25 protein-coding genes, 2 pseudogenes, 1 CRISPR repeat array and 1 riboswitch are annotated in these 23,815 nt (G+C 35.8%); of the genes and pseudogenes, 21 read left to right on the forward strand and 6 right to left on the reverse strand.

The window, feature by feature from the left end:
- The first annotated feature begins 9 nt into the window (after positions 1-9).
- The 3 genes from cas6e to cas2e are packed head-to-tail and all read left to right on the forward strand — an operon-like array spanning position 10 to position 2,505.
- Positions 10-666, forward strand: coding sequence for a type I-E CRISPR-associated protein Cas6/Cse3/CasE (gene cas6e, locus F5ESL0246_RS00550; protein ID WP_122017610.1), 657 nt, complete (start codon positions 10-12; stop codon positions 664-666).
- Positions 659-1,612 carry a type I-E CRISPR-associated endonuclease Cas1e gene (cas1e, locus tag F5ESL0246_RS00555; RefSeq protein ID WP_122017611.1) on the forward strand — a complete coding sequence of 318 codons (954 nt, stop codon included), beginning with the start codon at positions 659-661 and terminating at the stop codon, positions 1,610-1,612. Before cas6e ends, cas1e begins: the two co-directional genes overlap by 8 nt.
- Positions 1,609-2,505: a type I-E CRISPR-associated endoribonuclease Cas2e gene (gene cas2e, locus F5ESL0246_RS00560; RefSeq protein WP_122017612.1), complete on the forward strand. Its 897-nt coding sequence runs from the start codon at positions 1,609-1,611 to the stop codon at positions 2,503-2,505. The genes cas1e and cas2e overlap by 4 nt, the downstream gene beginning before the upstream one ends.
- Before the next feature lie 29 nt (positions 2,506-2,534).
- A CRISPR array of direct repeats spans positions 2,535-4,088; the repeat unit is 29 nt; unit sequence GTGTTCCCCACGTATGTGGGGGTGATCCT.
- Between the two features lie 152 nt (positions 4,089-4,240).
- On the opposite strand, the gene F5ESL0246_RS00565 is transcribed toward cas2e, so the two are convergent.
- On the reverse strand, positions 4,241-4,549 hold the full coding sequence (locus F5ESL0246_RS00565; protein ID WP_122017613.1) for a hypothetical protein: 309 nt from the start codon (positions 4,547-4,549) through the stop codon (positions 4,241-4,243).
- A 480-nt stretch (positions 4,550-5,029) separates the two neighbouring features.
- Here F5ESL0246_RS00565 and F5ESL0246_RS08160 point away from each other — a divergent pair, with 480 nt between their 5' ends.
- The 10 genes from F5ESL0246_RS08160 to F5ESL0246_RS08165 all read left to right on the forward strand — a co-directional run bounded on the left by F5ESL0246_RS08160 (position 5,030) and on the right by F5ESL0246_RS08165 (position 11,897).
- Entirely contained in the window at positions 5,030-5,185 is a 156-nt protein-coding gene (locus tag F5ESL0246_RS08160) for a hypothetical protein (protein ID WP_158592775.1), read from the forward strand.
- A 306-nt stretch (positions 5,186-5,491) separates the two neighbouring features.
- Complete coding sequence (locus F5ESL0246_RS00570) at positions 5,492-6,103, forward strand: hypothetical protein (protein WP_122017614.1); 612 nt, start codon at positions 5,492-5,494, stop codon at positions 6,101-6,103.
- Between the two features lie 146 nt (positions 6,104-6,249).
- Entirely contained in the window at positions 6,250-7,284 is a 1,035-nt protein-coding gene (locus F5ESL0246_RS00575) for an SLAP domain-containing protein (RefSeq protein ID WP_122017615.1), read from the forward strand.
- Positions 7,285-7,469: 185 nt separating this feature from the next.
- Positions 7,470-8,480 (forward strand): helveticin J family class III bacteriocin, encoded by a 1,011-nt coding sequence (locus F5ESL0246_RS00580; protein WP_122017616.1) that lies wholly within the window; start codon positions 7,470-7,472, stop codon positions 8,478-8,480.
- Between the two features lie 136 nt (positions 8,481-8,616).
- The gene (locus F5ESL0246_RS00585; protein WP_122017617.1) at positions 8,617-8,877 is read left to right on the forward strand and encodes a hypothetical protein; all 261 of its coding nucleotides are present in this window, start codon (positions 8,617-8,619) and stop codon (positions 8,875-8,877) included.
- 5 nt (positions 8,878-8,882) lie between these two features.
- Complete coding sequence (locus F5ESL0246_RS00590) at positions 8,883-9,266, forward strand: phage holin, LLH family (RefSeq protein WP_122017618.1); 384 nt, start codon at positions 8,883-8,885, stop codon at positions 9,264-9,266.
- Positions 9,267-10,325 carry a GH25 family lysozyme gene (locus tag F5ESL0246_RS00595; protein WP_122017619.1) on the forward strand — a complete coding sequence of 353 codons (1,059 nt, stop codon included), beginning with the start codon at positions 9,267-9,269 and terminating at the stop codon, positions 10,323-10,325.
- Between the two features lie 93 nt (positions 10,326-10,418).
- Positions 10,419-10,805: a hypothetical protein gene (locus tag F5ESL0246_RS00600; protein WP_122017620.1), complete on the forward strand. Its 387-nt coding sequence runs from the start codon at positions 10,419-10,421 to the stop codon at positions 10,803-10,805.
- A 446-nt stretch (positions 10,806-11,251) separates the two neighbouring features.
- Positions 11,252-11,626, forward strand: coding sequence for a hypothetical protein (locus tag F5ESL0246_RS00605; protein WP_122017621.1), 375 nt, complete (start codon positions 11,252-11,254; stop codon positions 11,624-11,626).
- Positions 11,627-11,723: 97 nt separating this feature from the next.
- Positions 11,724-11,897 (forward strand): hypothetical protein, encoded by a 174-nt coding sequence (locus tag F5ESL0246_RS08165; RefSeq protein ID WP_158592776.1) that lies wholly within the window; start codon positions 11,724-11,726, stop codon positions 11,895-11,897.
- A 380-nt stretch (positions 11,898-12,277) separates the two neighbouring features.
- Here the strand turns inward: F5ESL0246_RS08165 and F5ESL0246_RS08420 are convergent, their stop codons facing one another.
- Positions 12,278-12,412 (reverse strand): hypothetical protein, encoded by a 135-nt coding sequence (locus tag F5ESL0246_RS08420; protein WP_255409418.1) that lies wholly within the window; start codon positions 12,410-12,412, stop codon positions 12,278-12,280.
- Between the two features lie 343 nt (positions 12,413-12,755).
- Here F5ESL0246_RS08420 and F5ESL0246_RS00610 point away from each other — a divergent pair, with 343 nt between their 5' ends.
- The 7 genes and pseudogenes from F5ESL0246_RS00610 to F5ESL0246_RS00635 all read left to right on the forward strand — a co-directional run.
- The gene (locus F5ESL0246_RS00610) at positions 12,756-14,075 is read left to right on the forward strand and encodes a replication-associated recombination protein A (protein ID WP_122017622.1); all 1,320 of its coding nucleotides are present in this window, start codon (positions 12,756-12,758) and stop codon (positions 14,073-14,075) included.
- A 272-nt stretch (positions 14,076-14,347) separates the two neighbouring features.
- Positions 14,348-15,360: pseudogene (locus tag F5ESL0246_RS00615) on the forward strand (IS1182 family transposase); the annotation flags it as partial.
- Between the two features lie 100 nt (positions 15,361-15,460).
- Complete coding sequence (locus F5ESL0246_RS08170; RefSeq protein WP_158592777.1) at positions 15,461-15,607, forward strand: hypothetical protein; 147 nt, start codon at positions 15,461-15,463, stop codon at positions 15,605-15,607.
- Positions 15,608-15,758: 151 nt separating this feature from the next.
- A complete protein-coding gene (locus F5ESL0246_RS00620; RefSeq protein WP_122017623.1) occupies positions 15,759-16,508 on the forward strand; it encodes an ABC transporter ATP-binding protein in 750 nt (249 codons plus the stop codon).
- Positions 16,509-16,518: 10 nt separating this feature from the next.
- Positions 16,519-18,333, forward strand: coding sequence for an FtsX-like permease family protein (locus F5ESL0246_RS00625; protein ID WP_122017624.1), 1,815 nt, complete (start codon positions 16,519-16,521; stop codon positions 18,331-18,333).
- A gap of 98 nt (positions 18,334-18,431) precedes the next feature.
- Entirely contained in the window at positions 18,432-18,917 is a 486-nt protein-coding gene (locus F5ESL0246_RS00630) for a hypothetical protein (RefSeq protein ID WP_122017625.1), read from the forward strand.
- A 4-nt stretch (positions 18,918-18,921) separates the two neighbouring features.
- Positions 18,922-19,038 (forward strand): annotated as a pseudogene (locus tag F5ESL0246_RS00635) (IS3 family transposase); the annotation flags it as partial.
- Between the two features lie 96 nt (positions 19,039-19,134).
- On the opposite strand, the gene F5ESL0246_RS00640 reads toward F5ESL0246_RS00635, so the two are convergent.
- The 3 genes from F5ESL0246_RS00640 to F5ESL0246_RS00650 all read right to left on the reverse strand — a co-directional run bounded on the left by F5ESL0246_RS00640 (position 19,135) and on the right by F5ESL0246_RS00650 (position 22,524).
- A complete protein-coding gene (locus F5ESL0246_RS00640; RefSeq protein ID WP_122017627.1) occupies positions 19,135-19,884 on the reverse strand; it encodes an amino acid ABC transporter ATP-binding protein in 750 nt (249 codons plus the stop codon).
- Positions 19,884-21,497 carry an ABC transporter substrate-binding protein/permease gene (locus tag F5ESL0246_RS00645; RefSeq protein ID WP_122017628.1) on the reverse strand — a complete coding sequence of 538 codons (1,614 nt, stop codon included), beginning with the start codon at positions 21,495-21,497 and terminating at the stop codon, positions 19,884-19,886. Before F5ESL0246_RS00645 ends, F5ESL0246_RS00640 begins: the two co-directional genes overlap by 1 nt.
- A 107-nt stretch (positions 21,498-21,604) precedes the next feature.
- Positions 21,605-21,780, reverse strand: a riboswitch (Lysine riboswitch).
- A 111-nt stretch (positions 21,781-21,891) separates the two neighbouring features.
- Positions 21,892-22,524, reverse strand: coding sequence for a DNA-3-methyladenine glycosylase (locus F5ESL0246_RS00650; protein WP_122017629.1), 633 nt, complete (start codon positions 22,522-22,524; stop codon positions 21,892-21,894).
- A 42-nt stretch (positions 22,525-22,566) separates the two neighbouring features.
- Here F5ESL0246_RS00650 and F5ESL0246_RS00655 point away from each other — a divergent pair, with 42 nt between their 5' ends.
- Entirely contained in the window at positions 22,567-22,926 is a 360-nt protein-coding gene (locus F5ESL0246_RS00655; RefSeq protein ID WP_122017643.1) for a DUF488 domain-containing protein, read from the forward strand.
- Here F5ESL0246_RS00655 and F5ESL0246_RS00660 read toward each other — a convergent pair.
- A complete protein-coding gene (locus F5ESL0246_RS00660; RefSeq protein ID WP_122017630.1) occupies positions 22,921-23,700 on the reverse strand; it encodes a TerC family protein in 780 nt (259 codons plus the stop codon). The genes F5ESL0246_RS00655 and F5ESL0246_RS00660 overlap by 6 nt on opposite strands.
- Positions 23,701-23,815 lie beyond the last annotated feature (115 nt).

Here is a 23,815-nt window from a genome sequence, read left to right on the forward strand (position 1 = left end):
GGAGCAGAAATGTATTTATCAAGAGTTCAAATTGATGTTGCTAATCGGCAAAAAACGAAAGATTTAACGCAACTTTCTGCTTTTCACAATTGGGTAGAGCAAAGTTTTCCTGATGAAATTAATGATGGCAAAAGATTACGGCATTTATGGCGAATTGATCAACTAAATGGGGAAAAGTACCTGTTATTGTTAAGTGAAAATATTCCTGATGAACAACAACTTTTACGCTATGGTGTTGCTAATACAGTCATTACTAAGAGCTATGATCGACTGCTTAATAGCATAAAACAGGGACAACTACTGCAATTTAGATTAACGGCTAATCCTACTCATACTGTGCTTCAACCAGGTGTAAAGCAGGGACGAGTTGTTCCGCATATTACGGTAGATTATCAGCGAAAATGGTTAATTGGGCGTTCTCAAAAATTAGGTTTTCAATTGGGAACTACAACTGATAAATCGACTTTTGATATTGTTAGTCGCGATTGGCCATTATTATCTTATAGAAGTGGACGTAGACTGCGACTTAGCAGAGTAACTTTTGAAGGTCGGTTACGTGTAGAAGATGCAGATCAATTTAAACAGGCATTAATAAATGGCATTGGCCGTGAAAAAGCATTTGGTATGGGTCTGATGACAGTGATACCTGGGAAGAATAATGACTGAAAAGTTTGGTGCCAGAAAGCCTGATTTACCTGAGCTAGCGAGAGTAAAGGATCGATTAACTTTTCTTTATTTTGAACATGCAAAGCTGAATCGGCAGGATAGTGCACTCATGATAACTGATAGTCGTGGAACAGCTTTTGTTCCCGCAGCAATCGTGAGTGTCTTAATGCTCGGACCTGGGGTAGATATTACACACCGTGCCATGGAATTAATTGGTACTGCTGGTATGGCTGTTGTTTGGGTAGGAGAACGAGGTGTAAGACAATATGCTCACGGGCGTTCTTTGAATCATTCATCAAGACTTCTTGAAGCACAAGCCAAATTAGTTTCTAATACACGATCAAGAGTTGCAGTAGCTCGAAAAATGTATCAAATGCGTTTCCCTAATGAAGATGTATCAGGATTAACGATGCAGGAATTGCGAGGTAAAGAGGGCAGTAGAGTGCGAAAAATTTATCGTGAGCAATCCCAGGCAACGGGAGTTTTATGGACCAGAAGAGAATATAATCCCGATAATTTTGAAGCAGGGACACCGATTAATAAAGCTTTAACAGAAGCGCACCAGGCTTTATATGGTTTAAGCTATAGTGTTATTGTAGCAATGGGTGCTTCTGCTGGTTTAGGTTTTGTGCATACGGGACATGATTTAGCATTTGTGTATGACTTTGCTGATCTATACAAGGCTGAGTTTTCAATTCCCGTTGCGTTTAAAGTTACAGCAAAATATGGCAATGATAAAGATATTGCTGCAAAAACAAGATTGGCAATGCGGGATGCATTTACAGATGGTAAGTTACTGGTAAGAATGGTAAAAGATTTACAGAATCTTTTGAATGTAACTGATGAGATTAATAATATTGATGTTATAAATCTTTGGGATGACAAATTAGGCTTACAAAAATTTGGGGTTCAATACCATGAACTAGATCAGGAAGATGACACATGATAGTGATTACTTTAACCAAAGTACCAGCATCTTTGAGAGGAGATTTAACTAAGTGGTATCAAGAAATTCAAACTGGAGTTTATGTTGGTAATTTGAGTGCAAGGATTCGTGATTTGTTATGGGACAGAGTGGTTAAAAATATAGGCAATGGCGAAGCTACAATGGTTTATAATACAAATAATGAATTAGGGTATCAGATTAAGACAACACGAAAGACGTATAAAGTTGTTGATTTTGATGGCATTCCATTAATGATGCATATTAATTCTACTGCTGTATCAGGTTTTGAAAAACATGGGTTTAGCAATGCAGCTAAATTTCATCGTGCTAGAATGGCAACACAAAAGCTTGAAAAGCGGAGAGTAACTAAAGACAATAAGCAAATTGTTTCGCTTGATATTGAAACAACAGGTCTAATCCCCGGTAAAGATCAAATTATTTCTATTGGAGCAGTTAAACAAATTAATGATAAAGAGTGTAATAGTTTTTATAGATTAATTAAAGTTGATACTGTAGTTCCTAAGGCAATAACCAAATTAACCGGTATAACAGCACAATTATTAAAAGAAGATGGGGTTACTTTAGATCAAGCTCTTAGAGAACTAACTGAGTTTGTTAATTCTGCCACGATTATTGGCTATAATTTACAGTTTGATTTATCCTTTCTTATGTACGGCTATAGATTTGTAAATTTAAAAGAACCGGATAATAAAACTTTAGATTTATTACCTGTTGTTAAAAAAGTGGAAAAATTTATTGATAATTATCGTTTGGCAACTATTTTAGATTTTTATAATATTAAGAATTCAAAGCCACATAATGCACTATCTGATGCTAAGGCTACGTTGCAGTTGTTATACAAACTGATGGAAAACGGAAAAATTAAAGTTTAAAAATAAAGGTATAACAAGGATCTTTTACTGTGTTCCCCACGTATGTGGGGGTGATCCCTGGTTTACACCCAAAAAGGTGTTGAGAAGACAGTGTTCCCCACGTATGTGGGGGTGATCCTGTTTACTTATCCATGTAGAACAATTAAGTCAGGTGTTCCCCACGTATGTGGGGGTGATCCTATACAATTTTGTCAACAGTCTTTTAAAACTTTGTGTTCCCCACGTATGTGGGGGTGATCCTATATCATAGAGTAAATAAAGAAAGTAAACCTAGTGTTCCCCACGTATGTGGGGGTGATCCTAACTAAATCCATGAAAAATGGACATCATAAAAGTGTTCCCCACGTATGTGGGGGTGATCCTTTGACGTCTATGTAGACGAAGATAGATACGGAGTGTTCCCCACGTATGTGGGGGTGATCCTGAAACTTGAACTCTTTTTGCCTTTAACTTGTGGTGTTCCCCACGTATGTGGGGGTGATCCTGACTGATGAGCAAAGATTAATTAACAGCACGGGTGTTCCCCACGTATGTGGGGGTGATCCTAATGGTATAAATCTTTAGTCATCATGTATTTAGTGTTCCCCACGTATGTGGGGGTGATCCTATTATTATGTATAGTATTACCTTATATATTTTGTGTTCCCCACGTATGTGGGGGTGATCCCCTTGTACCAGAGAATAGTGGTCATGCCATTTGGTGTTCCCCACGTATGTGGGGGTGATCCCTGCTATCAAATTATAAGGGTTCTACTATAGTTGTGTTCCCCACGTATGTGGGGGTGATCCTAGTCATTTTCAACACCAGTTAAAACAGTAATTGTGTTCCCCACGTATGTGGGGGTGATCCTTACAAGTGGGAGTTTGAAATTATTAAATGAAAGTGTTCCCCACGTATGTGGGGGTGATCCCCAAAATTATGAAGATGTGGGATCCATTTTTAGGTGTTCCCCACGTATGTGGGGGTGATCCTTTAGACAATCCGTTTTGCAATTGCTAGAACGGGTGTTCCCCACGTATGTGGGGGTGATCCTCCTTTGGCGTTTGAGGTTTTTTAGCCTTTTTCGTGTTCCCCACGTATGTGGGGGTGATCCTATACAATAGATTGTATACAGTATACAATAATTGTGTTCCCCACGTATGTGGGGGTGATCCTTAGTTTGAATGATATTGTTCGTCTTGATTGGTGTGTTCCCCACGTATGTGGGGGTGATCCTAGTATAAAATGTTATACTTTATATAAAGAAAAGTGTTCCCCACGTATGTGGGGGTGATCCTGATTTAACTGGAGATGCTGATGAATGGAATGAGTGTTCCCCACGTATGTGGGGGTGATCCTGAAAAATGGAATAAGAAAAATAAGGAGCGAATGTGTTCCCCACGTATGTGGGGGTGATCCTGATGGTAGCTACCAAATTAACAGAATAAATAAGTGTTCCCCACGTATGTGGGGGTGATCCCCTAAAAAACGCTGGTATATCAGTAAGAACTTTGTGTTCCCCACGTATGTGGGGGTGATCCCATGATTACAATGTAATCACAAGTCATGAATACGTGTTCCCCACGTATGTGGGGGTGATCTTAGAAGAAATAATTCCTGTTTTAGCTTTGAGTGGTGTTCAAAGTGACTTAAGTTAGGTTATTGTTGGTGGAAATGTTGCCCAATGTGCTCTACAACTTTAGACCAAGTATTTTTGAGTATTGGCTTGCATATGAAGGGTTTGCTTCTCTTACGCTAATTGCTGTTTTTGCTGAATAAGTTTTTGTGGATGTGCTTGATTTGGTGGTCTAATTCTTGGCTAACAATTTTTTGATCAGTTAATTCAACTCCTAATGCAACACTTTTATTTTTTTGTTGCAGAGATAAGGTTTGAGCTTGGTCAACGGCACGCATAGCCTGCTGGTATTCGTGGACGTTTTTTAATTGATTGGCTAAGCTTGGTTCACGTTCAATGTCATATTTACGCACTAGTTCAGTTAGACGGATCGGCTTAACGGTTACTCCCTGCTGTGCTGCTGTGCGCCTTTTGAATGCGCGAACCAAGCTCGTCCATGTGTATCACCGCATTGTAAAACTGCAAATTGGGGTTATTTTGTTCAAAATTTTTTTGGCAGCTTGCCAATTTTTGGATGTGTGACATGCGTTAAGTTTATATCACTACATCACACGCCCTTATCAGGGGGCAAAGTAGAAAAAGCTAGTGCCATTTCTGCTTAATTCAATTTGGGCAAAACAGCGTAATGTCTAAAATTTCATGACGAAAAAAATAAGCAAAAGTCGGTGGGACTAATGCTTATTTTTTATCGTCTGGCCACGATTTTCTTTTAAAAAAGAAACAAAAAGCGACCCTTTTGGGATCGCTCAGCCGGCTTGCGATTGATTAAGTCGCTTGCACGTTTTACTACTAAAATCGTAGTTTATTATCTCTTATGAGTAATTATAGCATGGTAAAATGATAATGCACGTTTTTTAGTGCGCAATCTCAGGAAGTCCGATTAACTTCCATGAAAGGAGGTGGGCGTAATGCTAAAATACGTGGTTTTATTATCTCTTACTTGCATATTACTTACTAATTTAGCACCTGCTTTGCGGGAACTTGGAATTGCTTTAGATAAATTGGTAAACTTACTTGATAAGTTGAAAGATTTACTTAAAGAAATACTTAAGATTTTTAAGTAAAGTTGCAGGAAAAAGCGCAAGAAAATTTTGCGCTTTTTTTGATTGGTCTAATTGTGAAATCCAAAAAATAGCTAAAATAAAAAGCCCAATAATTTGGGCTTTTTATATGCTATACAGATTAAATTTCACAAACTTATTTTTAAAGCTCAAATTAGACCTAATTCTGCGGGCTTTTTTACCTACTTCCGATAATGCACATTATGTTAAGTTGACAGTGGTATATTTTAAAATTTATATACAATATTTTTAAAATATGTTATAATAATTTAAGGAATATTACATAAATGGTATTAGTGAGAAGAGCATATGAAAAAAATATTTAAAGTCTTGGTTGTTTTAACGATAGTATCGACGGGACAACTGTTCGCTACCACAGGTAATACTACAGTCCATGCTGCACAAATAGAAAAGCCTAAGCTTGTAACTAATAAAGCTTGGACTAAGAGGTTAGCTAAAGCTGGGTATGTTTTTGTATTACCTTATGCTGTTAAAGGTGTATTATATAAGAATACAGCAGCCAAGGGTGGTAAATCATACAGCCGAAAGTTACTAAAGAAGTTTGTTAAGAATCATACACTATTTAAGGTTAGAAAGTTGACAACCATCAAAAACGGCATTTCCGTTGATTTGATTTCTAAGGATGGTAAATATAAAGGCTACACAAATTACGTGAATGGTATTTATAACAAAAATCTATTTAATAAGGACTTACAACCACTAATTAATGCTGAACTAAAAGTAATGGTTGCTAAAGATAATAATGAACCTACTTCGGCTTTATTAGAGCAAGCGCAAACGTTAGCTAGCGAATTAACTGGTAAGAATAAGCAAATAGCTGATACTTCAATTAAACAATTAAAAGGTTATTTAAAGCATAGTGATTTATCAGAAACACCGGTACTTCTAATTGGTAAGTAGCTGGGTGACTTATTAGTGAAATAAAAGAAGAGTGAGTAGATATTTTTACTCACTCTTTTGTTTGGTAGCATAGTAGAAACTTATTACTTTGAAGTATAAACTATAATTTAGTAAATATATTATTTTTTTATTATGAGGTATAAAAAATGAAAAAAAGTAAAAAATTAATAGTTAGTTTAGCGGCAGTTGCTTTGGCAACTGTGCCAGTAATTACCACTAGTCTTAATCAAGCTCATGCAGCACAAACAATTGACCAAACGCAAAATAAAATTGCAACAGACGGTACCTTAACATTAAACCACAACACGCGCATTTATAATCAAAGAGGGCAAAAATTGTACTCTTACCAGGGAAGTAATGGCTTACTTAAAAAAGGGGCGACAGTTAAGTATGCTGATCAGGTTAAAGCAATAACTAATCCGGATACAAAGCGTTACTCCTTCCATAAAGAAAATTTTCAGGACTGGTTCTATTTACCATATAAAACAATCAAGGGACAGGAATATTATAGTATTGGCCATGGTGGTTATATAAAAGCTGCTAATGTTCAAGAAATTGATAGTTATAGTTTGTATACAAATTATGCTACTGTTCGGCTAGCGAAGATAACAGAATCTGGAGTAGGCAGAAGTAATAATGCTAGAATAATTGATTCGCAAGGGAATTTTACTAATAAGTATATTAAGAAGGACTCCAAAATAGTAATTGACCGCACCTCCGATAGAGTTAGTTTAGCTGGTTCAATGGATATACTTGGTTTGTCAAATTCATATATGGAAGTATTTCGCTTAAAAAATAATAAGCAGCAATTCGTTTTGAGGGCAGATATTAAGAAAAGTTCAATACCAAGGCAAGTTATCCTACCATATAGTAATTTTACGAGTGTACGTATTATAAGGAAGAGTCCAATATATAATATTCATGGTATTCAGGATAGTGATAGTGCTTTTCCAACTATTGCAGAAGGTCACGAGACAGATGTCAAGAGTTTACGGTATATTTGGGTTCCGAGCTTAAATAAAGCAGAATTGTTTTATGAAGGAACAGAATTCTATAAAGATGCTGAGTTTAAGTATATTAAGGCTTCAGACGTTGAGTATCTTTTTGGTAAACATTTAACTCCAGTAAATACGGCAACTGATGTAACTCCAATTAACACTGCAATTGATGTAAAGCAATAAAATTTAGTTAAATAAAGCAAAAAACAATGCATACCCATGCATTGTTTTTTTTAGGTCTTTGGGCTTGCATAATTCCTATTATGCCGCTTGTAAGCGGCATAATTCCTATTATCCTGATATATTTAGCTTGATCTTAAGATTAGGGATACATAATTATGTATTTTGTTAAAGAAAGGCTTTTAAATATGAAGAATATAAGAAATGTGACTCCACATCTAGAATACGAATTAAATGGGGTTCATCATACTGTTGTCCAAAAAGGTAACGTAGCAACAAAGTATATTTATGAATTACAACAATTAAAACAGGGAACAGATACTGTAGTTTATAGAGCACTTAAAAATGGTCTTAATACCACGTTTACTAAGAATGGTTATCGATTATATCTGAAAGGTATTAAAGTTGGTGGTACTGCTGGAGCACATACTCAGACTTGGGAATATGCAGGTCCCAATGGTAATGGTGAATGGTTTGTTGGAACTAAACCTAAAAATAGTCCAGGTACTGATAAGTATTGGGCTTCACAAATTGCTCGGGTTAAGTTTGCTAATCAAGTATATTCAAAAAATACAGAGTTACCAAGATTATCAGCTCTTAATAGGGCAGGTTCTGGATATGATGATGGTAGTGTTGTCTATCCAGGTACTGATCTAGTTAGATCTGAAGGAGCAGTTTCTCCTGAATATACTTGGATGCTGATTGCCACTATTGATAATAACGAAACAGCGCATTTTGGCTTTTATTCGGTAAACGAGATTAATGCGGCCATTAATAAATATGGAACTACTAATTATCCGCTTGATCAATTTACTTGTTATTATGCGTTTAAAGTTGAGGATTTTGTTAAAAAAGTTGACTCAATCCAAGGGTTTGATATAGACGAAGATAAAAATATTTATGTTTCAAGTGAAAAAGCACCTAAGAGTAATAAAAATGGAAAATTAGAAGCTCAGACTCGTAGAATTTTTAAAATCCCGTATGGTGCAAAAGGTGATACCAGTTTATGGGAAGTGATCGATTTAAATGCTAATAATACTGATGGAAATAATACTTCTGTCCTAGAGCGTAGCGGTTTTCTTACTGAGTTTGAAAGTATACAGGTGGCTGGACCTAATGATATTTACTTAACAGTTTCTTATCATGATAAAACTGCAGGTACAACCTTGCATAGTAGAATTTATGAAATTACTTGGTAATGTACTTTACAAGTTAGAATTAATAGTTTTACTAAATGAGCTATAAATAAAAAAGTCTCACACAGCTTGTTTGCTGCACGAGACTTTTTTAATAAATAAACATCTATCCAATGATATTGGGAAGGAGTTGGTAACAGTGAATAAAACTATCTTAATGCTGCTAACTTCTACCGCCTTTGGTGGACTTGTTTCAATGTTGATTAATTTCTATCAGTGGCGCGTAAAGTCCAAACATGAAACTGATGAAGAAGAACGTAAGCGGTTGTACGATGATGTCCAATATTTTCATGGCAAATATCGTGATGATGAAGATGAAATAGATCGCTTAAAAGACGAAATACGTAAATTAAAGGCAGCTCAGGTAGAAGCAGCCAAAAAGAGAAAAAAGAAAGTGTAATTGCAATGAGTAATTTAACCATAACTTTGCAGTCATTGAGTACACTAATGGTAATTATTGCCTTTCTATTTGTAGGACTTTACCCTTATATTCAGAAACACGATAAGCCGTTAGCTGATAAATTAACTATTTGGTATCAAATTGCCCAAGTTTTAGTTAATAATGAAGCGACTAAAACGGATAAATCTGGTGCTGAGAAGAAGCAGACAGCAACAGATACTTTAGTCAAGCAGGCTAGCCAATTGAATGTTCCATTAGAACAAAATGTGGCAGCTGGCTTAATTCAAACAGTATACGACCAGCAGAATGGTAAGAATGTAAATACAAACTTACCTGATACAATGGGTTTTGTCTCCGATGAAGCCCAAATTAAGTCAGGTCGTGATTAAATGCTAAATGGTGTAGATTTAGCTAGTCCTTATCAAACAGGGTTTCCCCAATTAGGACAAGATTTTGTGATTGTAAAGTTTACTGAGGGAACGTATTACACTAATCCTGATCGAGTAACTCAAATAGCAACAGCTGATTTAAAAGCAGCTTATCACTTTGCAAATGGTGGTGACGTAATTAGTGAAGCTAATTACTTTTTACAAGTGTTTAAGCCCTATATTGGTCAAGCAATTCCGATACTTGATTATGAAGCAACTGCACTTAATCAATGGACTACTACTAATGTTGAACAATGGTTAGATTATGTCTACCAAAAGACAGGCACTAAGCCGTGGCTTTATATGGCATTAAGTACTGAAAATAGTAAGGACTGGACGACAGTTGCTGCCAAATATCCTTTATGGGTTGCTCAATATAATAATGGTATTACAACTGGCTTTCAACCACATAGTTTATACGGTAAATTGGTTCATCAATGGAATTGGGCGGCTTTTCAATATGCTGGCGGTAATGGTCGTCTAGCAGGTTGGGGTAATGGTCAAAAGGCAGTTGATTTAGATATTTGTTATTGGACTAGAGAACAATGGCAAGATTGGTTAACAACACCCAAAGATAGTATTGTTTCGCTACATCCAGTAGTTAAATGGAATGTTAAACGGGTATTTGTGGTAACTACGGCTACTGGTTGTAATTTGTATGATGGTTCAGACCTAACTAGGATTATTAGACATTTGAATTATGGGTCTAGTTGGGCAGTATTCAGTGAAGAAAATGGTGCTCTAGAATTAGGTAATGGTCAATGGGTAGATGGTCGTGATGGGTTCAGTAAGAGTAATCCACTAGCGCTAAAGACAAATTTACCTGGACAAGTCAAAATTATTTCAAATAACAGTTTTGCTGTCTTATCACCAACTGCAGCTGGAATTAAAGTTGAAGAGCTTGAGCCTAATAAATTGTATGATATAGTCGGACGAATAAATAATTACTTTGAATTAAAAGATAAATATGACGGTAAAACAGTTTATGTTTCAGGGGATAATGCTTATGTAGTTTTGTAATAAAAAACTTCTTCTATTTATATTTAAATGTTAAGATGATACTAATTAGATAGTAAATATTAGACATTATATGTAAATGGAGACAGTAAACTGATGAGTAAAATAACAGCTAAAGAGCTTGTTAATGAACTTGGATTAAGCAGGGCAAGGTTATACCAAATAATAGCAAAGCTAGACAGTGACAAGAAACCACAAAAAAACGCTATGGGACAGTATATTTTTGATGATAATGCAGTCAAAAATATCAAGCAATATTACATGTCAGTAGCTGTCAAACATAATACAAGTAATGTCAAGCAGATAGATAGTAAAATGATTGACAATATTTTGTCTAACCTAAACGGTCAAGTCGCTAAGCTTGAGAAACAAGTGGATCAACTGACTAATAAATTAGACGATAGGGAGCAACAGTTACAAAAACTTACTGCTGAAAAAGAACAGCAAAAACTAAACTTGGCAACTAGTGAACAAAATAAATAGTTGCTACGCATTTTATGCTATGATTGTTTTATTAAATGCAAATAAAAATACCCCATTTCTTATACAAGTAAGAAATCGGGGTATGAAAAAAGCTAATCCAGAACTTTGGTACGGTCAGAGATTAGCTTCAACGAATACTTAGGTATAACAAGAATACTTAAAAATGCAAGAGTTGAAGTTAAGAAAGACCTTCAAGCTAAAAAAGATTAGCTCGGAGGTCTTTTTCCGTTATCAAGACAGCACGCAAATAGCCAACAGGACAAAGTTGTAAAAAGGGACAGGAAGATTGTCAGATTATAATTGATTTTTTTAATTTGATTGGAATGGAAGAATATAGCAAACAATTAAAAAATTTATACAAGAAAACAAAGATTAAGGAATCAAAAATGGCATGATCTATTGGATCGATTACCAATTCTTATCGTTAAATTCTATAGGAGTAGATTATGAAGATAAAACCTAGCAAAATTTTTCCTTTTTTAATAGGTATTATATTAATAATAATTGCGATAAAAGATTTTTCTCCTTGGCGTAGTCCAAGGGAAATAATAATAGGACTATTAACATTAGCAGTAGCATTATGTTCCACAAGTAAAAATCAAAAATCAACTTCTTCTGAAATAGATTACTTAGTTGATCACAAAGTTGTAATTTATTCGGAACGTATTTATTTAACGATGTTCTTCGTCTTTATGGTTTTCTATTACTTAGATGGGAAAAATATTTTACTGGGTGTTATATCTATTTATTCGTTATTACTTTGGCTTATTCAACAAGTAATAATAATTGTTTTAGAGTTATTAAAAAGTAAAAGAAAATAATTAATTTTAGAAGCATACATTATGAAGAAAAATAATTTTTTAAAATATACAACATTAGGTGGAAGTCTATTAATTCTCGGTCAAATTTTGGCTATTCTTGCTAATTAAGACTAATGATAGTGATGACATTGAACAAGTTTCTCAGCAAGATACCGAATATGATCTATCAGAAAATGTAGTGTTTACACCACAAGATCTAGCAGATGCAAAAGTGGTTTTAAAGCAAGTACGTCAGTTTACTGATGAAGATTTAAAAAGAGCTTTCGGATAAGGATATTGTATATCTTGCTGAACAAGCCCCTAAAGTAGATACACGAATTGGTGCCACTGAAGTAGCAAAAGCTATAGTAAAATAAGATTGAAAAATATTTTGGTGGAGGTCTTGCTGGTTTTCTAGAAGTAATTGATCATTATGCAGGAACTACAGAGCATATTATTTATTCAGCATGTCGTAGTGTTGGTATGTCTCAAACATGGGCTAATTTGGTAACAGATATGATTACTTTGTTTATCTAATATAATACATAAGTTTTATTACTATGTAGCATTTGAAAGTTTAAATAATCGAGTAATCAAAATAATTTTGATCACCATGATTTTTGGTGGTCTTTTTCTTTTTTGTTAGAAGTATTAGAAATCTTTTTAAGCTGATCAACTTTTATCTCGGTCATTATGTAATTGTAGTGATTGATCCAGTAACTTTTGAGTATGATCAAGTGTATCATGCAAAAGGGCAATCTCTTGGTTGTTTACCGGTAACATTCCCGTTTTTGTTGTGTGATTCAAGCTCTTACTGGGTATTTATTTTCTTGCTAGATTTGCTTTGCTTGCTCTGGTTAGTCTTGATTTTGTGTTTAATTAGGAATTTTCAGCTAGCAATTGTTTATTTTGCTGAATAATTTGCAAGCTTTATTGATACAAAGATCAATTAGTCACTTTATATATACTAGTAAAAATAATTTTGTTGAAAGGACTGCCAGCGCAAAGGTTATTTCTTAAGTTGCAATAATTATTGGTAAACTTGAACTGCTTAAGTTAAAAATTGACCAGTAATATTTATTTAGTAAACATGATAAGTACTTGTATAATAAGAGCAAGGTGGAATAAATTAAAAAAAGAAGATATTAGCATGAAACAACAATCATTATTTGCAAATAATGCAGCAAATGAACCTTTAGCCAACCGTGTACGACCAAAAAACTTGGATGAGTTTGTAGGCCAAGAACAACTACTTGGCTCGGGGAAAATTCTACGGGAAATTATTGACAGTGATCAACTTTGTTCAATGATTTTTTGGGGACCACCTGGAGTGGGTAAAACGACCTTGGCGGAAATTATTGCGCGACAAAGTCAGTCCAGTTTTTATAGTTTCAGCGCCGTTGATAGCAGTATTAGTAAAATCCGTAAAATTATGAAAGAGGCTGAAGAAGAAAGTCAACTTGGTCAAAAAACGTTGGTCTTTATCGATGAGATTCATCGTTTCAACAAAGCCCAGCAGGATGCCTTTTTGCCTTATGTTGAACGCGGTAGTATTACTTTAATTGGTGCAACTACTGAAAATCCTTCTTTTGAGGTCAATTCAGCGTTGCTTTCGCGATGCAAGGTTTTTGTCTTAAAACCACTTGAAGTTAAAGACATTGTTAATTTACTTAAGAGAGCTATCAATAACCCAAATGGTTTTGGCAAGTTGAAAGTAGAAATCGGTGAGCAGGAAATCAGTTCAATTGCTAAGTTTGCCAATGGTGATGCGCGAACGGCACTTAATACATTGGAAATGGCCGTTTTAAATGGCAATAAAAATGATAATACGATTAACGTGACTATGGACAGTTTGGCACAGTTAATCACACAGAAATCGGTTTTGTATGATAAAAATGGTGAAGAACACTATAACATTATTTCTGCTCTACATAAATCGATGCGTAATAGTGATGTTAATGCGGCCATTTATTGGCTATCGCGGATGCTTGAAGGTGGTGAAGATCCACTCTATATTGCCCGTAGGTTAGTGCGGTTTGCCAGTGAAGATATTGGATTGGCAGATACAAACGCGTTAAATGTAGCAGTCAATGTTTTTCAAGCTTGTCAATTCTTAGGGATGCCAGAATGCGACGTTCACCTTGTTGAGGCTGTAACTTATTTATCTTTAGCACCGAAATCAAATGCGGTCTATAAAGCCCGTCTAGCTGCTGAAAAAGACGTTAAAAAGACAATTGATGAACCTGTGCCCCTGCAGATTCGCAACGCACCAACTAAGTTGATGCAGGATTTAAATTATGGCAAAGGTTACCAATATGCTCATCAAACTAAGGATAAGTTAACTACAATGAAAACTATGCCGCCTAGTTTAGAAGGTCATGAATATTATGTACCTACAATTCAGGGTCATGAGGAGCGCTTCAAGAAGCGACTTGAACAAATTAAAGAATGGCATAAGCGGCATTCTTAATAAGAGCTTCAAAATTCGGCGCAAACTATGCACAAAGAGTTATAAGAATCACATATTTGCTTTGGGCAGCCAATCTGTTTGCTAGAAAGAAAAATTTGATTGCCAAATTCAAAGGCCCAAGGTATTATAAACTGAATAAAAAGTGTCTGGGAAAAAACTAGACACTAAAAAGCAAAAAATCCGTTAGAACCTTTAAGCTCTAGCGGATTTTTCATATATATTCTGCCCCAACCTTGATATTATTAATTTATCACAAAAAAGGTAAACTTTTCATGTATCAAAATTATATCACAGGTCAAACTGCTTTAACACTGAACTTAGACTTTTCTATCCCTAAAAATCATCTTGCTCAGGTTATTCAGTAACTTTGTGGATTCTATTCCTGATAATGTTATGCTTGAAAATAATTCTGATAAAACAGATACTGGCAGACCAGCCTGTCCCCCTAGCTATGATTCTTAAAATTTTACTTTTTTCTTATTCTCGGCGGTAGGCATATTTCATATCAATACGATCAATAACTTTAGATCTAGCGACCATGCCAATCAGGTGATTAAGCAAGCTTTTGTTTATTTTATTAATCTTTTGCCGGCAGAAGGATTGATCAAAGAAGATGCCATTTTTATTGACGGGACTAAAATTGCAGCTGATGCCAACAAGTATACTTTTGTTGGGAAAAAAGCAGTGAAAAAGTTTCATGCCAAATTAAAAATTAGTGCAATTAAACTTTATGATGAACTGATTCGAAAAGAAGTAATCTAGACGATCACTTAAGAAGAGGCGCAAACTAAGTCGAGGCCTAACAATGATCGCCGAGCTCAAGCTTGGATATAATATTCAAATCGAAACTACAGACCATTATGTAGTAAACTTTGCGCTTTACCCTAACCCAACGGATTTTAAGACTTCAGAACCCTTTTTGGCGTAGATGACTGTTTTAGATAAGTTCAAGAATATTGTTGCCGATGCTGGCTATGGCAGTGAATACAATTATTCTCTGCTTGAAAACAAGTATGAAGATAAAAATTATTATATTCCTTATGGTCTTTACGATAAGGAACAAACTAGAAAATGTAAAAAAGATCCGACTAAGCTGCCTAACTGGACTTATAACGAACAGGATGATTATTACATTGACTGGCAAGGAGTGCGCTTCAACTTTAAAAGATACGGCAAACGTAAAAATAAGAGCACGGGTTTAGTATCCGATCTTAAAATCTATGAAGCAGATGAGTTTCAGTTAACAGATGAACTGATCGAACTAGCTAAAACTAAGAACGGGCGCAATCACTTCTTTAACTAACACGGTCATGGTCATATTGCTGACTAGTTTGATTTTTATGAATTAAGCGAACGAACTGATTAGTAACATGGGGAGTTTTACTATGAACACGCCGCTGATTGTGGTGCTGACAATCGTTCTGGGGATGAATGGCGTGATCGAAGCGATTTTTACGGCAATTGTGACACCATTGATTGTGAGGCCACTCAAAACCGTCTTGAAGTGGATAAGACAGCAAACAAAAAATTAATAAGCGTAGTTGAAAATTGAAAATACAAACGAAAAGATAAATTTCTGCTTGAAGAAATTTATCTTTTTTTAATTAGGAGATTGACAAATTCACGCTTTTGCTATAGTGTATTAGTAAAATGTAACACAGAGATAAAATGAAAGGAAACACAATGGGCGAAATTTTACGAGTAGATCAAGCCACCAAGACTTATGGCAAGCAGGGTGAAAAACAATATCAAGCGTTAAAGGGAATCAATTTTGCACTTGAAGAAGGTGAGTTTGTTGCTGTCATGGGCGCATCGGGGTCAGGGAAGACAACGCTGCTCAACCTTTTGGCAACGCTAGACAAGCCAACGAGCGGGCATATATTTATTAACCATCAAGATAACAGTGCGCTGAATGCTAACCAGCTAGCCGATTTTAGAAGCAGACAAATTGGTTTCATTTTTCAAGATTTTAATTTGCTAGAAAATTTAACTAACCGGGAAAACATTGCGTCACCGCTAAGCTTGCGTGGCGTACCAAGCAGGCGAATAGATCCCTTAGTTGAGCAAATTGCAACTAGGCTGGGGATTAAGCAAATTTTGCCCAAGTATCCTGCAGAGGTGTCAGGCGGACAAAAGCAGCGGGTAGCTGCTGCACGGGCACTAGTTCATGAACCCGCAATTTTGCTAGCCGACGAGCCAACCGGGGCACTTGATTCAACCAGTGCACAGGAACTGCTCGATACGCTGGCTGACTTAAACCAAAATGATGGCATCACGACTTTGATGGTCACGCATGATCCTTATGCAGCCAGTTTTGCTAGTCGAATTTTATTCATCAAAGACGGCAAGATTGGGGAGCAACTGCTGAAGTCAGGCTTAGCGCGGCAACAATTTTATCACCTGCTGATTGATCACTTGGGAAATGGAGAGTGAACTGTAAATCATGATTTGGAAATTATCTTTAACAGGAATTAAAAACCGCTTCAAGGATTATCTTGTACTTTTTTCTGGCTTGGTCGTCGCTAGCATGATTTTTTATATGTTCTTGACGATTGCAATTAATCCCAGTTTTATCAGTAAAGACATTCAAGCACCCACCGATTACCTAAACTTTATCTTTGCCTTTGGTATCGTTCTCTTAATAATAATCAGCTCGGTGTATTTGACTTACGCTAACTCCTTTTTGCTTAATATGCGTAAGCATGATTATGGCATGTTCATGATGCTGGGCGCTAAAAGCACGAGAATCGGACTGCTAATCTTTTGTGAGACTCTGGTGACAGGAACCTTGGCAATGGCATTGGGAATACTCCTGGGCTTTGGTCTAACGGCTCTCGTTTCCCGATTGCTAATTGCTAAATTGCATTTGACAATTAGCCACTTTCAAGTGATTTTGCCTGCTGCTATTTTGTGGACCGTTATCTTCTTTATAGTCATGTTCTTTTTAGAGGCACTTAAAAACGTACACAAATTGACTCGAACACCGGTAATTGATTTACTACATGAAAATCAAAAGCCATTCAAATACCGGCAACATACTGGATTACGGGCAATCGAGGCACTTTTAGGGCTTGTGCTGCTGGCTACTGGCTACTACATTATGAGTCTGCCGGGGGCGATGATTTTGTTCATCATCCCTGCAGCCCTCATTACGATTGTTGCTGGTTCTTATTTTACTTTTAACGCCTTTTTCAGCGCAATAATCAATTTTTTAATTAAGAAAAAGAGTTTTTCATATCATGGTATTCGCATATTTACTTTGGGTCAGCTGAAATTTCGCTTGCATGATTATACTCGTATGTTGACGGTAATATCGCTGCTATTTGCGCTGGCGCTGGGCGCTATTACGGTCGGTTTGAACTTCAATACTCTGAAAGACCAAGTGGAAGAAAACATTTATTACGATACAACCTTGGTCAGCACTTCCCCCACCGTTAAAAAAGAAGTCGCTCGGTTAGCTATTAAGAGCCGCCAAACATATCATTATAAGGAAAATAAAGCTCACCTTTACTTTAAGCGTGGGGAGTTTACAAACAAACCAGTTAAAAACGTCAGGTTCTTTTTGAAAAATGGTAATCCAACTTATCATCTTGAAACATTGCCAATCAAAAAGCTGGATCGGCCGGGAACGAATGCTAACAATGCTTTTGGTGCCTTGGTACCTAACGGTACAGCTAAAATTATTCGTTTAGTTTCAAATGCCAAGTGGCAAAAACTCAAGGGGCAAAATAAGTTTGTTACGTTTTTAAAAGTAGAGAATTTCAAACGTGATTATCCTACCTTGCTGCTCATTCAAAAGCAGCAGCTAAAGGAAAATCCGGCTTATGACAACTTGTATAGTGCTAGTAAGCCAAGCAGCTACCAGTTCATAAGTAGTTTTAGTAGCGGTTTTGAATTTATGGGTTTCTTTCTCGGCTTTGCCTTTTTGACCATGCTTGCTTCAACTCTGATGTTCAAGGTCTTGAGCGGGACGTCAAGCGACAAAGCGCGTTATAAGATGCTTTATCAGATGGGTACGCAGGTAGGAGTATTGCATACTTCGATTAGGCAAGAAATAGGTACACTCTTTCTTTTACCAGCAATTCTAGGTGTGATCGATGTCTTATTCGGGTTGAAGCTATTTCGTATTTTTCTGCCACACCCCTATAACAAAATCTGGATTCCCTTTTTGATCTTTCTTGTTTTGTATTTGTTTTACTATTATTTAACGGTTAAATTGTATGAAAAGATCGTTTTAGACTATGAAAAAAATAATTAAACTAAAAGTATCTTGGAAAAACTCAACTCAAAAAGGAATGTTAGAATAAAAATGATCTGAACCCCGAAATTAGTTTGTTCTAATTTCGGGATTTTACTATGGCTAAATTATCTAAACAAAATAAAATTGATATTTATAATTTATGGAAAAACTATGGCCCTGGACCAAAAGAATTAAGCCTGAGATATAATATTAGAGCTGAAAATATTAAATACCTTATTACTTTAATTGAGCGATATGGCTTAAATATTTTAAATCAAACATATACCAGCCATTCTATAGAATTTAAAGAACAGGCTATTAAACGAGTTATTATTAATCATGAACCTGCTTATCATGGTTCGCCTGATTTAGGACTCAAAAGTAAGGATACATTAGCTAATTGGGTTACGCTCTTACAAAATAATATTGTTATTAAACCGAAAGGACGCGCTAAACATGACTTCCAAAGACAAGCTAATCAAACAGGAAAATTAGCGTCTCAAGTAGCAGAACAAGGACTTATAAGAACAGAACTTGAAACTTACTGTCGAGAACGAATTTGTAAAAAAATTACACGTCTTAGTCAGTCAAAAGAATTTTAAGAATCTAGCCGAATTAGAACAGGCAATCAGAGAATATATCGTCTACTACAATAACGAGAGAATAAAAATAAAATTAAAAGGACTAGCTCCGATAAAATATCGGAAACTAGTCCTAAGTTAAAGCTTAATAATCTGTTCTAATTTTAGGGTTCAGATCATTTTTATTCTAACATTCCTTTTTGAGTTGAGTTTTTCTCAAATACTTTTGGTCACTGATTTAATTATTCTGGAAGTTACTTAAAAACTTCGTGGTTTTTTCATTTTGTGGATGATTAAATAATTGATCTGGATTACCTTGCTCGGCAATGATACCGTCACTGATAAAGAAAATCTGATCAGATACGTCCCGCGCGAATGCCATCTCATGGGTTACAATAATCATTGTTAGCCCAGTATTAGCTAAGTTTTGCATTACGCTTAGAACTTCACCGACCATTTCTGGATCAAGTGCACTAGTTGGTTCGTCAAACAATAGAATCTCTGGATCCATTGAAATTGCTCTAGCAATTGCTACTCGTTGTTGCTGTCCACCGGATAATTGGTTAGGACGGGCATTGATATATTCTGCCATACCGACTTTTTCCAAGTTTTTAAATGCAATCTTACGTGCTTCTTCTTTAGAGCGTTTAAGAACCAATTCTTGACCAACCATGCAGTTAGCAAGAACATTTTTGTTTTCAAATAAGTCAAATTGCTGAAATACCATGCCCACCTTAGCACGATAGATGTTGCGGTTATAAGAAGAAGCAAGAACATTTTCACCATGAAAAGCAATTTCACCGGAAGTTGGTTCTTCTAAGAGATTAATACAACGTAAAGTAGTTGATTTACCACCGCCAGAAGGACCGATGATAGTAGCAATTTCGCCTCTTTTTATATCAAGAGAAATGTCACGCAAAACTTGGTGTTCACCAAAAGATTTTTGCAAATGTTTTAAACTTAAAATCGTTTCATTTGTTGCAGTCATTATTTGTTAACCCCCATATTCTTAGGCTCGCCAACTTGTACTTGGTTGGCCATTAAGTTGTAATTTTTATCACCCTGAAGATGCTTTTCAATCATGTTGAAAATTCTGGTAATAGTAAAGGTTAGAACTAAGTAAATAGCAGAAATTGTGAGATAAGTTGGGAAGAACTTAAACGTCTGACTAGCGATAGTCGTTCCTACAAAGAATAATTCCGATACTGAAATGATGCTTAATACGGAAGTATCCTTAATGTTAACAATAAATTCGTTAGTAATTGATGGCAAACAATTCTTAATAGCTTGTGGTAAAATAATATGCCACATTCTTTGATTATGGGTCATTCCTAAAGCGCTAGCAGCTTCAAATTGTCCTTGAGGAGTAGAAATGATACCACCGCGAATAATTTCAGCTAAGTAGGCTCCCGTGTTAATTGAGACAATTATCAAAGCAGCAATGGTTCGATCGATATTTAGGTGCCAAAATTGGGCAATACCATAGTAAATTACAGCTGCTTGAACCATCATTGGTGTACCACGGAAGATTTCAATATAAATTGAAAGTAACCAGTTAACCACCTTAAGCAGCCACTTTTTACTAGTAGATGTTGGGGTAGGGATTGTTCTGATGATTCCAACTGCTAAACCAATAAAGAAACCTGCAATTGTTCCCACTGAGGCTAGCAAAAGGGTCATTCCAATACCAGTCATGATCATATTGCCATATTGTTTCCAAATTGAAACAAGCCAATTTTCCTTTTTGCCGCCTTTATTGGTGTCATCAGTCTTAGGCTGTTGTTTAATAGCATCCGTCATCATTTTGTTTCTTTCAGCTATTGAAATAGTTGCTAAAACTTGATTAACCTGTTTAAGTAATAATTTGTTGGGCTTAGCGATCCCAATTGAAGTTTCCGATTCTTCTTTAGAAACGTGAAAGCCCGGCATTTTACTAATTGGAATTGCCTTAATGTCAGGATCAACTAGCTTAAACGAAGTTGCTTCGGTATCTTCGGCAAGATAACCGTCGATTGTACCAGAAATTAAGCTTTGACGCATAGCAGCAAAATCACGCATGGCTGTTTGTCTTTTAGCACCGATAAGTTGTTTAATCATGCCGTAATGTGATGTTCCTTGTTGAGCTGTTAATTTTGCACCCTTGAAATCAGTTAATTTCTTTGCATTAGCATATTTACTATTTTGCTTAGTAATTACCACGAATGTACCACGTCGATACGGTTCTGAAAAATTAATTGCTTTTGCCCGTTCAGCTGTGGGACTCATTCCGGCAATAATTAGGTCAGCTTTGCCACTGGTTAAAGCTGGTAATAATCCATCCCATTCGGTTTTAACAACAACAACTTTTCGGTGAAGCCGTTGACCAATAATTTTAGCAATTTTAACATCGTAGCCGTTAGCATAAGTATGTGATCCTTCAATTGGTACAGCACCATTAGCGTCATCTGTCTGAGTCCAGTTATAGGGCTGATAATTAGCTTCCATGGCTATCTTTAAGGGACTATTATCTTTCGCATTAACCGGATTAACCCAATTAAGTATAATGAATAAATTTGCGAATATTGCCATTAAAATAGCTATCCATTTATATCTTGACTTCATTTTGAAAACCTCCAAAAACTTTTTTCAAATAAAGCCAATACAATAAAAAGCGTAAATAAAAACCTCGTTGAAGTTAAACAACGAGGTTATAATCTAATTCATTAGACAAATCATATAGCGCTCCCTAGTAACTAGCTAGGACAGTCTGCAAGATATTCTCGTGCAGCCCAACCAAAAATTGATACGAACAGTTTTTGATTTCGGCGGTAACTCTTACAGAAAATCTTCATCGTGTTCGTACACTCAGATTAACTTTGTAATCACCGCGACCTCTATTGCATTGGAAATTATTAACTTATAGGTGATAATAGGCTAATTTTTTTTTTTTGTCAACAGTTAATTATCATTTTTTCATCATTTTATTTATGTAGAGATAGTCAGCGTTCTTTAGTTGTTATATCCAACCTCGAGTAGTTTGATAAGCACTTTTGGGCATTTTTGAAACATAGGGATTGCCAGCAACATAAAAGCGCAGCGGCTTTTGTGCCCACTCATGATCAGACTGATTAATTCCAATTCGAGGACTGGATAGAATTTCAGCAGCCTGCTTTTGGTGTTGATCATTTAAATCAATGGTAAAAGGGGAATCACTTAAAAAATGAAGATTCCATTTTTTGTTATGGATTCCTAACGCCTGCATCATTTTAGCAGGGCCATTGGTAAGTAAAGGACCAACCTTACCTGCCCGATTTATAACCATTTGATTGATTCCCCATGTTGGTTCAATTGCTCTGATTAAAATTCCTTGGGGTTCATCTGTTTTTTGCGTTGCCACATCAAAGAAAAAATATTGCCGTTGAGCATAAATATAAATGGTTCCACCGCGAGCGTAAAGACCTTCGTTAGCGGGACTGCGATGGCCACCATAGGAATGTGCAGCCCGATCCTTCTTACCTAAATAAGCTTCTGCTTCAACAATATAACCTCCTAAAATCTGTTTGCCGTCATTAAATGTTAAGGGGCGTCCGAGTAAATCTGCACAAATTTCTGCGGTTGGACGATTGGTAAAGTAAGATGAATAATTCATTTTCTTTCTCGAGTAGTATACTAAAATAAAGGAATGATAATGATGACAGATATAATACTAGCACGCGTTTATGAGCATGAAATTCCGGTTGGCTATCATATTTTGGTAGATCGTTTATGGCCAAGAGGGAAAAGTAGAGCCGAAGTTCAAATAGATAAATGGGCTAAGGAAATAAGTCCCAGTTTGGATCTGCGCAAGTGGTTCGCTCACGATGACGATAAATTCTTAATATTTAAACAAAGATATTGCCAGGAGCTGGATGAAAATCCAAATACGAAAAAATTTTTAATATTAGTAAAAAAGCAACTGCTTGAGCAAGACGTAGTCTTTTTATATGGTTCTAGAAATACAAAGCACAACCAAGCGATTGTACTTAAAGATTATATTGAACAACGACTATGATTTATGTCTATGTTTTTTAATTCTCCAAAAATGAAAGACAATGGTAATTAACAAAATTATAAATACAAGTAATGCAAAAGCGGTATTAGAAATTTCGTAATGTAGTGGTGGCAGTGACAGGAATAATTTCAGAGCAATAATACCAATTAAGAGATAAGCCATAGGCTGCAATTCGGGAATGATATCCATTAGTTTGATAATTACTTCTGCTACTCCTCGCATACATAAGATACCGATCATTCCGCCAATTAATACAACCACTGGATTACTTGAGACAGCAAGTGCTGCTAGAACAGAATCAATTGAGAAAACTATATCCATTGCTTCGATTGAAATAACGGTTCGCCAGAAAAGAGACAAAATATGTTTGCCGCTTTTTTTCTTATGCACTAAAAAATCATCTTTTTTAGTCTGCTCCTTTTGTTGTGTTTTCAATTTATGATGCTGATCATAGAAAAACTTAAACGAAAGATAGAAGAGGTAAATACTACCAGCTAGTTTGATTTCCCAAAAATTGATAAGATAAGTTCCAATACCGATGACGATGAAACGAAAAATATATGCTCCCCACATACCATAAATGAGTGACTTTTCCTGTTGCTTTTTATCAGGCAAAGCCTTGGTTTGAGCTGCTAGAACTACTGCATTATCTACAGAAAGGAGACATTCCATCAAAATCAAAGTTAGAATAATTAACCAATCCTTACCGCTGGTTAGAACATGAAGCCAGTTGTTGATGCTAAAGAAGGGGGCATACAATTTGATTAAGGACATCTTTTAAACTCTTTTCTAAACTGATTATTTGTGAATTCTTAATTGCTTTGTAAAATAGTATCCGCAATGCTATGGGGATAATTGTCATGGTATTTTACCATAAACACTTATGGGT

Source organism: Lactobacillus sp. ESL0246 (assembly GCF_003692965.1).
Taxonomy (GTDB): Bacteria; Bacillota; Bacilli; order Lactobacillales; family Lactobacillaceae; genus Lactobacillus.